This window comes from Vibrio splendidus (genome assembly GCF_002873455.1).
Taxonomy (GTDB): Bacteria; Pseudomonadota; Gammaproteobacteria; order Enterobacterales; family Vibrionaceae; genus Vibrio; species Vibrio splendidus_J.
In genome coordinates, this window is record NZ_MCUN01000004.1 from 1 (window position 1) to 11,019 (window position 11,019).

Consider the following 11,019-nt stretch of genomic DNA (forward strand, 5'->3'; position numbering starts at 1 on the left):
GAGGTTTTTTCGAATCTGAAGAAATAAAAAGTTTTAGGGGTGTAGCTCCAATTGGCAGAGCAGCGGATTCCAAATCCGCGTGTTGGGAGTTCGAATCTCTCCACCCCTGCCATATTCAAGGCTCTAGCAGAAATGCTAGGGCCTTTTTACTTTCTGAATCTAATGTACACCATTAGCAGAGCAGCGGATTCCCCGACTTACCAAAACAGCGCGTGTTGGGAGTTCGAATCTCTCCACCCCTGCCATATTCAAGGCTCTAGCAGAAATGCTGAGGCTTTTTTGCATCTGTTGCTTCTACGAAGCAATGTTGGGAGCTGGATCGCCAGCCCGGTCTAATCTCCGGAGTGCCGGCTCAGTCCACCCTGCGATAGTTAAGACTCTAGACTGCGCGTCCCGGCAGAAATGCTGGAGCCTTTTTATGCCTGTCACCTTTAACGTAACGCTAGATATATTAAGTGCTCCTTTAGCTCCCCCTATTTAATCGAATCGCTTAATACTTACTAAATTACAACCTTGCCGTATTTAAAGGCTTAGTCGAACACTAGAGCTTTCTGTTCAGCACCATCTCGCTTCGTAGTTTCTGGTAGTGACTAAAGCTAGACCTGTTAGGTCTTGAGTCTCATTATTTTTCCGGAAAGATTGCTGGCTAAGAGCATTTTATCATGTCGTCGGCAGCGTGATTAAACACCATTCGTCTTCGCTTTAGTCCCGATTAAATCTAATGTTTACCCAACTAAAGGCTTTTGGTTGCTTCAATAACAGTGCATTAAACGCCGAGGTAAGTTCTATTGTTCATGTATACCTTTCAGCTAGATCTTTAGTGAGGAAACCTGCGAATCTGACTTTTATTAGGTATAAAAAAGGCCACCTAAATTAGGCAGCCGGGTTAATATTTTGAGATGCTAATCTAGCTCTTTCTCAGCTTGCTTCGCTTTTTCTATCATAGGAGTGATTGTCGAGCCTTGAACTAAGATTGAGAACACAACAACAGCGTATGTCATAACAAGGATAATCTCTTTAACATCTATTGCCTTGTCTTCAATTACCCAGATACCCGAAGGGATTGAAAGTGCCATTGCTAGAGCTAAGCCACCGCGCAAGCCACCCCAAGTTAAGATCTTGATTGACCATGGGTTGTAAGTTCTAAAGCGCTTGAACCCTATATAAGACAAGAAAACACTTAGGTAGCGTGCGCTTAGTACTAGAGGAACTGCGAAAGCCATCAAAATCCAGTCTTCTTGGTGGAATTTGAATAACAGCATCGACATACCGATCAATAAGAACAATACACCATTTAAGAATTCATCTATCAATTCCCAGAAGTGATCTAGGTGATCTTCACTTTCTTTCGAGAATCCAATAAAGCGCGTCCAGTTACCAATCATGATACCTGATACCACCATTGCTAACGGTCCTGATACATGTAGGACTTCAGCAAAGGCATAACCAGCGGTTGGAATACCGATAGTTAATAGCAACTCCATCGAGTGGTCATCGGTGTTGCTGATTAGGTAATGGAATATTAAACCTAGAACGAAACCATAGACGATGCCGCCGATAGCCTCTTGGACGAACAACATGGTCACGCTACCCACTGTCGGTGCTTCTGTACCGAACGCAATGGTAAATAGGGTAACGAAGATGACTAAGCCAAAACCATCGTTGAATAGAGATTCTCCCTCGATTTGAGTAGAGATTCGTCTGGGAGCATCGAGCTTCTTCACTATTGCTAATACAGCTATTGGGTCGGTTGGAGATATTAGAGAGCCAAAAAGTAAGCAATAAATTAGGTCAAATTGAATACCGATAAACTGACAGAACCCATACAGTACAAAGCCAATAAAGAATGTCGAAAACAGTGTAGCGCCAAGAGCGAGTACCGTTATTTCCCATTTCTGATCTTTTAGATTAGGTAACTTAATCCCCAAACCACCGGCAAAGAGTAAGAATCCCAATATTCCTTTTAAGAGGAAATCTTCAAAGTTGATACTGGCAACGGTTTCTGAGGCGATGTCAGCCAATTGGAACCAATTGTTTTGTCCCGCAATGATAATCAATAGAGATAACATCATTGAGCCAGCTGTAATGGCGATGGTTGTCTGCATTTTACCAATTTTGGTATTCACGAAAGCAATAAGCATGGCAGCTGCGGACAAGAAGCATAAGGTGTAATAGACCGACATTGGGATCCCAACATGTAACAAAGTATGAATATGAATTTTCGTTGTCTCATGCTCAAATAGCAAACATTTTTTTGTCATGACTTGGTAATCAATTTCACCTTTTAGACGTCTAGACTCCTTTTTAATGTGTGGTAGGATGGAGAGATAATTAAAGGAATGAGGCTGTACCGTGGGAAGTAATGTAAGGCAAAAGATTGACGCTCTGTTGAAGCAACGAATTTTACTGATTGATGGTGGCATGGGTACCATGATTCAGGATTATAAATTGGAAGAGCAAGACTATCGTGGTGAGCGCTTTGCTGATTGGCATAGTGATTTAAAAGGTAACAATGACCTTTTGGTACTTACACAACCTAAGCTTATCAAAGATATCCATACGGAGTATTTGGAAGCCGGTGCTGATATCCTCGAAACCAATACCTTTAACTCTACAACCATCGCTATGGCCGACTACGATATGGAAAGCCTTAGCGAAGAAATTAACTTTACAGCTGCAAAGTTAGCTCGTGAAGCTGCAGACGAATGGACGGCAAAGACCCCAGAAAAACCCCGTTTCGTGGCGGGTGTGTTAGGTCCAACTAACCGAACTTGTTCTATCTCCCCAGACGTTAATGATCCGGGCTATCGTAATGTTAGCTTTGATGAACTGGTTGAAGCTTACTCCGAATCGACACGAGCGCTTATCAAAGGTGGCTCAGATCTTATTCTTATCGAGACTATCTTCGACACGTTAAATGCAAAAGCATGTTCTTTTGCGGTTGAATCTGTTTTTGAAGAGGTAGGCATCACGCTTCCTGTGATGATCTCCGGTACCATTACTGACGCATCAGGTCGTACGCTTTCAGGGCAGACAACAGAAGCCTTCTACAACGCCCTTCGTCATGTTAAACCTATCTCATTTGGATTGAACTGTGCATTAGGCCCTGACGAACTGCGAGAGTACGTTGGTGAGATGTCTCGTATCTCAGAATGTAACGTTTCCGCCCACCCTAACGCGGGTTTACCTAATGCGTTCGGTGAGTATGACCTTTCTCCTGAAGAGATGGCTGAACACGTTAAGGAATGGGCCGAAAGTGGTTTCTTGAACCTAATTGGCGGTTGTTGTGGTACGACGCCAGAACATATTCGCCAAATGGCTGAGGCCGTTGAAGGCGTAACGCCACGTCAATTACCTGATTTGCCTGTGTCTTGCCGTTTATCTGGTTTGGAACCATTAACGATTGCCAAAGAATCTCTATTTGTGAACGTAGGTGAGCGTACTAACGTTACCGGTTCTGCTCGATTTAAGCGATTGATTAAAGAAGAGCTTTACGATGAAGCCTTGAGTGTTGCTCGAGAGCAAGTTGAGAACGGTGCTCAGATCATCGATATCAACATGGATGAAGGGATGCTAGACGCTGAGGCGTGTATGGTTAAATTCCTCAATCTATGTGCGTCTGAGCCAGAGATCTCGAAAGTGCCAGTCATGGTCGACTCTTCCAAATGGGAAGTTATCGAAGCGGGTCTGAAATGTATTCAGGGTAAAGGCATCGTTAACTCTATCTCATTGAAAGAAGGGAAAGAGAAGTTTGTCGAGCAAGCTAAACTGGTTCGTCGTTATGGCGCTGCTGTCATTGTGATGGCGTTCGATGAACTAGGGCAGGCTGATACCCGAGAGCGTAAAGTTGAGATTTGTACCAATGCCTACAACATTCTTGTTGATGAAGTAGGTTTCCCGCCAGAAGATATTATCTTTGACCCGAACATTTTCGCAGTGGCTACGGGTATTGATGAGCATAACAACTATGCGGTCGACTTCATTGAAGCAGTAGGGGACATCAAACGCGATCTTCCGCATGCGATGATCTCAGGTGGTGTGTCGAATGTTTCATTCTCTTTCCGCGGTAATAACTACGTTCGTGAGGCTATTCACGCGGTATTCCTATATCACTGTTTTAAAAACGGTATGGATATGGGCATTGTAAATGCAGGTCAATTAGAGATTTACGATAATGTGCCTGAGGATTTACGAGAAGCTGTTGAAGACGTGGTACTTAACCGTCGTGATGACTCGACGGAGCGCTTATTGGATATTGCGACTGCATACTTAGAGCGTGCGGTTGGAAAGGTTGAAGATAAATCGGCATTAGAATGGCGCACTTGGCCAGTAGAGAAACGTTTAGAGCACTCCTTGGTTAAAGGCATTACTGATTTCATCGTTGAAGATACAGAAGAGGCGCGTGTTAATGCCTCTCGCCCTATTGAGGTGATTGAAGGTCCATTAATGGATGGCATGAATGTGGTTGGTGATCTCTTTGGTGAAGGTAAAATGTTCCTTCCTCAAGTGGTGAAATCTGCCCGTGTTATGAAGCAGGCGGTAGCCCATCTAGAGCCATTTATTAATGCAACCAAAGACGTTGGTGCAACTAACGGCAAAATCTTACTAGCGACTGTAAAGGGTGATGTTCACGATATCGGTAAGAATATTGTTGGCGTGGTTTTGCAATGTAATAACTACGAAATTATCGATTTAGGCGTGATGGTTTCATGTGAAAAAATTCTTAAGGTCGCTAAGGAAGAGAATGTCGACATTATTGGTCTTTCCGGGCTGATTACTCCTTCTCTTGATGAGATGGTACATGTTGCCAAAGAGATGGAGAGACAAGGCTTTAAGCTGCCTCTTCTTATTGGCGGAGCAACCACATCTAAAGCGCATACAGCCGTTAAGATTGAACAGAACTACTCTGAACCTGTTGTGTACGTAAACAATGCTTCACGTGCTGTTGGTGTGTGTACCTCTCTATTATCTAACGAACTGAAACCTGCATTTGTCGAGAAGTTGGATATCGATTACGATCGCGTTCGCGATCAGCACAATCGTAAAAAGCCTCGTACTAAGCCGGTCACGCTTGAGAGAGCGCGTGCCAATAAAGTCGCTATCGATTGGGATGCGTATACTCCCCCTGCACCTGTTAAGCCGGGAGTACACATCTTCAAGGACTTTGATGTGGCTACTTTACGTCAGTACATCGACTGGACTCCGTTCTTTATGACATGGTCATTAGTCGGAAAGTACCCAGCAATTCTCAATCATGAAGAGGTAGGTGATGAAGCGAAACGCCTCTTCAAGGATGCTAACGATTTACTCGATCGTGTAGAGAGAGATAAATTGCTTGAAGCTCGTGGTATGTGTGCCATGTTCCCAGCAAACAGTGTTGGCGATGATATTGAAGTGTATACCGATGAATCGCGTACTGAAGTATTAAAGGTTCTGCATAATCTTCGTCAACAAACCGAGAAGCCAAAAGGTTTTAACTACTGTTTGTCAGATTACATTGCGCCGAAAGACAGCGGTAAAGCAGACTGGATTGGTGGTTTTGCAGTAACGGGTGGTATTGGTGAGCGAGAGCTCGCTGATGATTACAAAGCGAAAGGCGACGACTATAACGCGATCATGATTCAGGCGGTTGCAGACCGGTTGGCGGAAGCGTTCGCTGAATACTTGCATAAAGAAGTGAGAAAGGACATTTGGGGCTACTCACCTGATGAGGATTTGTCTAATGACGATTTGATTCGAGAGAAATACCAAGGTATTCGCCCTGCTCCGGGTTACCCTGCTTGCCCAGAACATACAGAGAAAGGCACGTTGTGGGAGTTGATGGACGTTGAAAAAGCGATCGACATGTCGTTAACCACGAGTTACGCAATGTGGCCTGGTGCTTCAGTATCTGGTATGTACTTCTCACATCCGGATTCTCGATACTTTGCGATTGCCCAGATTCAACAGGATCAAGTGGATAGCTATGCCGACCGTAAAGGTTGGGATATGTTAGAAGCTGAGAAGTGGTTAGGCCCAAACATTAACTAGCTTTTAGGCTATACGAGCATTGACTCGTAAAGTAAAAAAGAGAAAGGGTTGCTCAAGAGCAACCCTTTTTGTATCTGTGGTTTGGTAGTTTTAAACTAATCGAGTAACCGTCGTTTTATTCAAACAGCTCTTGATGCAGCTTTTGAATCGCTAACTTGGAGACAGACTCATTTAGCAAGAAGCATAGGTTGTGTGGGCTTGCTCCGTAACAAATCATACGTAGGTTGAAGTCTTCAAGCGTGCCGAATACTTGCTTCGCATAGCCTTTGCTTTCGCTCATGTTATTACCAATAAGAGCAACAAGGCATAGGTCGTGTTCAATATCTACAGAACACAGCTCTTCAAGCTCAATTCGAGCGGCTTCTGGTAACTGAGGAGCACCACCCGATGTATCTGTTTGATCAAGAGTCAGTGAGACACTGATCTCTGAGGTAGTGATAAGATCGACAGAGATCTTATGCTTAGCGAGGATCTCGAACACCTTAGCTAAAAAGCCGTAGGCATGGAACATATTAGCGCTACGCAGTGTAACCATGGTTTGGTTGCAACGTAGGGCAAGCGCTCTAAACAGAGGAGAACTCTCAACTTGTTGACGAATCCATGTTCCACCGAGCTCTGGTGCTTTTGATGAGCCGACAAAAACAGGGATTTGATGGCGTAATGCAGGGACTAGAGTCGAAGGGTGTAATATCTTCGCACCAAAGTTTGCCATTTCTGATGCTTCGCTGAAGCTAATCTCTGGGATAGGAGATGCTTTCGATGCGATGCGTGGATCTGTGGTGTAGATCCCTGGAACGTCAGTCCAGATCTCTAAACCAATAGCTTGTACCGATTCGGCAATCAGTGCGGCTGAATAATCACTGCCGCCACGACCTAACGTTGTGGTGTTACCTTCGCTATCGGCACCGATAAAGCCTTGAGTCACGACAACTTGTTTTTGGCAAAGTGGGATGAGTTTTTCTTGCGCTAGAGCTGCAATATCTTCTAGCTGTGGTTCTGCTTTACCGAAGTCATCATTAGTGCGCATCACTTCTCTGATATCAAAACGAACTGCGGGTGTCCCACGTTCACGAATGATCTGCGCCAGAATATGTGTCGACATTAACTCACCACATGCCACTAGGTGATCGGTGAGTTTGGTACTTGTTTGGAATGATGCCGCTTCTGCAGCGCTCGCAATGTCGTCGAGAATACAATGCACGTCTTTTTCAATGCTGATTGGGTCTGCTAGTTGATCAAGAATCGCGTTATGAATGTCAGCCAACTGCGTCATTAATTCCTGACGACGAGTTTTGTCTTGGACACCATTCGCTAGCTCAACAAGCAAGTTAGTGACGCCTGAGCATGCGCTGCTCACGACCAGTTTAGTATTCGAGTTATTTTCAATAATGGCAGCACAACGGCTCATTGCTTCAAAGTTGGCAACACTTGTTCCACCAAACTTAGCGACATTAAAAGAACCAGCTACATTAGATGCACTCACGATATATCTCCCACGACTTCCTAAAATAAAATTACGGTTGGGTAATCCAACGTCCGATGTTTTTCGAAGAGAGTATTTAGAGCAAAAAGAGAGGAATTATTAGAATAGTAACCTCAGAAGCTCTTCACCATATAGAAATGGCGACAGTTGCCGGGATTCAGCCCGCTCAACCGATAATAAAGGTCCTGCATCCTTTTATTATCTCGGCACTGCTCCCCATTAATGTTTTGTATTGGAAATGCGGTTCCACAAAACATCTGCCTGGGCAGTGCTCCTCTTCTGCTAGATAGCCATTTCATTGAACGTGTTTGCGTTAACAATGTCAATCCGTAACTGGAGATATTTAAAAAATAATTTTAACAATTATGTGACACTGGTGTGACCTCAATACTTTTGGCTAATTGCTGACGGTATCGATTTGCTTTAGGGTGGAATGTTCACACCATTAACGTAAGGGATGTACATGTCTAATTTAACACTCACTACTGCTATCGAGAGCTTTTATCCGCCACACCGAACGTTAATGGGGCCGGGGCCTTCAGATATTTCACCTCAAGTTTTACAGGCCTTGAGCCGTCCAACTATTGGTCACCTCGATCCGCTGTTTATCGCAATGATGGATGAGCTGAAACAACTTCTTAAATATGTTTTTCAAACTGAAAATGAGTTGACGATTGCCGTTTCAGCTCCGGGCAGTGCAGGTATGGAAACCTGTTTTGTTAACCTGATTGAGCCCGGTGAGAAAGTGATTGTTTGTCGCAACGGTGTTTTCGGTGAACGTATGCGAGAGAATGTTGTGCGTTGTGGTGGCGAAGCGATCCTTGTTGATGACGAGTGGGGTAAACCCGTTTCCGTTGAAAAGGTAGAAAAAGCGTTATTAGAAAACCCTGATGCTGTAGCTGTCGCATTTGTACACGCAGAAACGTCGACTGGAGCGTTATCGGATGCTAAAGCCATTTCCGCATTAGCTCGTCAATTTGATGCATTGTCGATTGTTGATGCAGTGACATCATTAGGTGGTGTACCACTGTTGGTTGATGAATGGCAGCTTGATGCGGTTTATTCTGGCAGTCAAAAATGTCTATCTTGCGTTCCTGGTCTGTCTCCTGTGACTTTCTCTCAACGTGCGGTTGAGAAGATGAAGGCGCGTCAAGCTCCAGTACAAAGCTGGTTCCTAGATCAGAGCTTGGTACTCGGTTATTGGAGTGGAGAAGGTAAGCGTAGCTACCACCACACAGCCCCCGTGAACAGCCTGTATGCTTTGCATGAGTCATTGGTTTTACTGAAAAATGAAGGGTTAGACGACGCTTGGTCACGTCATTACGCGATGCACCAAGAGCTTAAAACTGGTGTAGAAGCTTTGGGGTTAAAGTTTGTCGTTGATGAAGAGAGCCGCTTGCCTCAATTGAATGCGCTTTACTTCCCTGAAGGGATTGACGAAGCCAAAATAAGAACACAGCTGTTAGAAGAGTATAATCTTGAAATCGGTGCAGGCCTTGGCTCTTTAGCAGGGAAGGCTTGGCGTATTGGTTTAATGGGTTATGGTGCTCGAAAAGAGAATGTCGCATTGTGCTTAAAAGCGTTGCAAGACGTTTTGAAGTAGCGACAATAAACTGAAATTAAAAAGAAAAGCGCACGAGAGAACGTGCGCTTTTTTGTGTCTAGACTAAACGCCAATAGGGTGAATTAATTCTAGATTCCTTGGCATCATTTAGCAGAAGAGATGTTGTTTTCAGCTTCTGATATTTTCTTATATTGAACCTTGGAAAAGTCTCTATTTGGGAATAAAAAGATCGCTTCGCTACGAATTTGTTCTGCCTTGCTGTGATCGCCTAATCCTTGATACGCGAGAATCAGGTTGCTGTAGAAAGCAGGCCTTGGCTTACTCTTTATGATCTCTAACGACCAATCTATATAAGGTTGGATCAGGCTAGGATCAGCTTTGTAGAGGCCAATATTTAGATATGTGCTGTATACATCCCAATCATAGCGATCTTTCCAAACTACGGGATTCGTTACCTGCTTAAGAATATCTGGATTCTTAGGCTTAGACAGTTCAAATTGAGTCAGCACATAATTGGTATGCAGCGCGCTCAACATATAGAAACTCACCAAGATCGGAACCACCAAGCTAGACACTCTAAACAGGGTTTTACTAACGATACTAAACGGCTGTTGATAGTGCCGAGAAGAGCGTTGATCTACCCAGTAAATCAAGATGATGAATGTTATCCAGTGAATCGCAGAATGATAAAAAGGATACTCGAGCTGAGAGTGCAAGAGTATGGGTACAAATAGCGCGAGCAGTGCTAGACGTGTTCCCTTCGCTGAGTTTGCTATACGTGACAGGACTAACACCGCGGCAATTAAAATTCCAACGATAGGTACTATTCCGCCTTCAACCCCCCAAAACAGGAACTCATTGTGCGGGTGATCCATTGAAGGAAGGCCGGGATGATAATTTGGGTTGAGTTGATGCTGGCGAGCTGTGTATAGCGTGTACTCGGATTCGAACTTCCCGTAGCCATACCCTGTAAATGGCTTTTCGATCATCATATCTAGAGCTTGTGGGAATATATATCCTCGAGCATCTTCTAAATGAGAACGACTGGCTTTTTGGCTTGCTAAACTATCTACAGACTGCAAGCTAATTATGGTAAAACCAATAACAGCCCCAAGTAGGGTTGATGCGCACCATCCGTAGAAGCGTTTCTTGGTCGAGAACTTGTATAGGTAAGGCAGAATACATATCAACCCTATTACGACGGCCAACCAGCCAGTCCGTGATGCAATAATAATTAATAGCGGCACGGTTAAGGTTGGGGTTAAATAAAGTAAAATCGATTCGCTAATTTTGTGATTATATTTCGCGGGTTGCCTCGCCAAAAGATATGCTGAAAGCACAAAACCAGTAGCTAAAAAGCTGGCCATTACATTCGGTTGTTGGAATATTCCGTAAGGTCGATTGGCCGTTGTGTTGTAACCAAACAGGTTGCCAGGTTCCAGTAGGAAATATTGCACGTAACCAAAGAGTGCTTGTATAACCACAGCAAGCACAATGAACCACAACATGCGTTGCTTGTGTTTATTGCTGAACTTAAATTGCTGAAGTACGACGAACAAGGCAAAGCCAGCCCACAATCCAAGTAAGCGCCCTGCAGCTCCTTGAGGTGCGGCATTACTGTATAAAATGGGTAGCGTAAGAATAAGACAGCTTACTAGCAAGCCAACCGTTAACTTGGAATATTTGAGTACACGGTTAGTCGCGAGTTGGTAGAAGCCAATTGCTAACGTAAAGCTAAGAGCTAACCAAGTGGTTGGATTAAATGATAACGCAAGGCCTGAGCCTCCAGGATTAGGCATGAAAAAATGCATGGCTAACAAGAATACAAGAGCTAAAGAAGTCAGAAATGCTTTATTGAGTGGTAGCTGAGTTACCTGATTTTCTAGCTGGGTACCGCTAGTGTGTATTGTTGCCATAAATCCCTAACCTTATAAAAACAGAG

The 11,019-nt window shown here is 44.1% G+C and carries 5 protein-coding genes, 1 tRNA gene and 1 riboswitch; of the genes, 3 read left to right on the top strand and 3 right to left on the bottom strand.

Going from position 1 to position 11,019, the window contains the following annotated elements; translation table 11 throughout:
• The first annotated feature begins 35 nt into the window (after nt 1-35).
• Nucleotides 36-112 (top strand) — tRNA-Trp (locus BCU75_RS01705).
• A 790-nt stretch (nt 113-902) separates the two neighbouring features.
• Here the strand turns inward: BCU75_RS01705 and BCU75_RS01710 are convergent.
• On the bottom strand, nt 903-2,183 hold the full coding sequence (locus tag BCU75_RS01710) for a cation:proton antiporter (protein WP_017078851.1): 1,281 nt from the start codon (nt 2,181-2,183) through the stop codon (nt 903-905).
• A 169-nt stretch (nt 2,184-2,352) separates the two neighbouring features.
• On the opposite strand from BCU75_RS01710, the gene metH reads away from it, so the two are divergent.
• Nucleotides 2,353-6,030 (top strand): methionine synthase, encoded by a 3,678-nt coding sequence (gene metH, locus BCU75_RS01715; protein ID WP_102472775.1) that lies wholly within the window; start codon nt 2,353-2,355, stop codon nt 6,028-6,030.
• Between the two features lie 115 nt (nt 6,031-6,145).
• Here metH and lysC read toward each other — a convergent pair whose 3' ends face one another.
• The gene (gene lysC / locus BCU75_RS01720; protein WP_102472776.1) at nt 6,146-7,513 is read right to left on the bottom strand and encodes a lysine-sensitive aspartokinase 3; all 1,368 of its coding nucleotides are present in this window, start codon (nt 7,511-7,513) and stop codon (nt 6,146-6,148) included.
• A gap of 109 nt (nt 7,514-7,622) precedes the next feature.
• Nucleotides 7,623-7,800: riboswitch (Lysine riboswitch) on the bottom strand.
• 176 nt (nt 7,801-7,976) lie between these two features.
• On the opposite strand from lysC, the gene BCU75_RS01725 reads away from it, so the two are divergent.
• Nucleotides 7,977-9,116, top strand: coding sequence for a pyridoxal-phosphate-dependent aminotransferase family protein (locus tag BCU75_RS01725; RefSeq protein ID WP_102472777.1), 1,140 nt, complete (start codon nt 7,977-7,979; stop codon nt 9,114-9,116).
• A gap of 104 nt (nt 9,117-9,220) precedes the next feature.
• On the opposite strand, the gene BCU75_RS01730 is transcribed toward BCU75_RS01725, so the two are convergent.
• Nucleotides 9,221-10,993, bottom strand: a complete 1,773-nt coding sequence (locus BCU75_RS01730; protein ID WP_102472778.1) for a PglL family O-oligosaccharyltransferase — start codon at nt 10,991-10,993, stop codon at nt 9,221-9,223.
• Nucleotides 10,994-11,019 lie beyond the last annotated feature (26 nt).

Coding starts and splice junctions, on each gene's coding strand:
- BCU75_RS01710 (WP_017078851.1), bottom strand. CDS start 2,183: ATGTCGGTCTATTACACCTTATGCTTCTTGTCCGCAGCTGCCATGCTT.
- BCU75_RS01725 (WP_102472777.1), top strand. CDS start 7,977: ATGTCTAATTTAACACTCACTACTGCTATCGAGAGCTTTTATCCGCCA.
- BCU75_RS01730 (WP_102472778.1), bottom strand. CDS start 10,993: ATGGCAACAATACACACTAGCGGTACCCAGCTAGAAAATCAGGTAACT.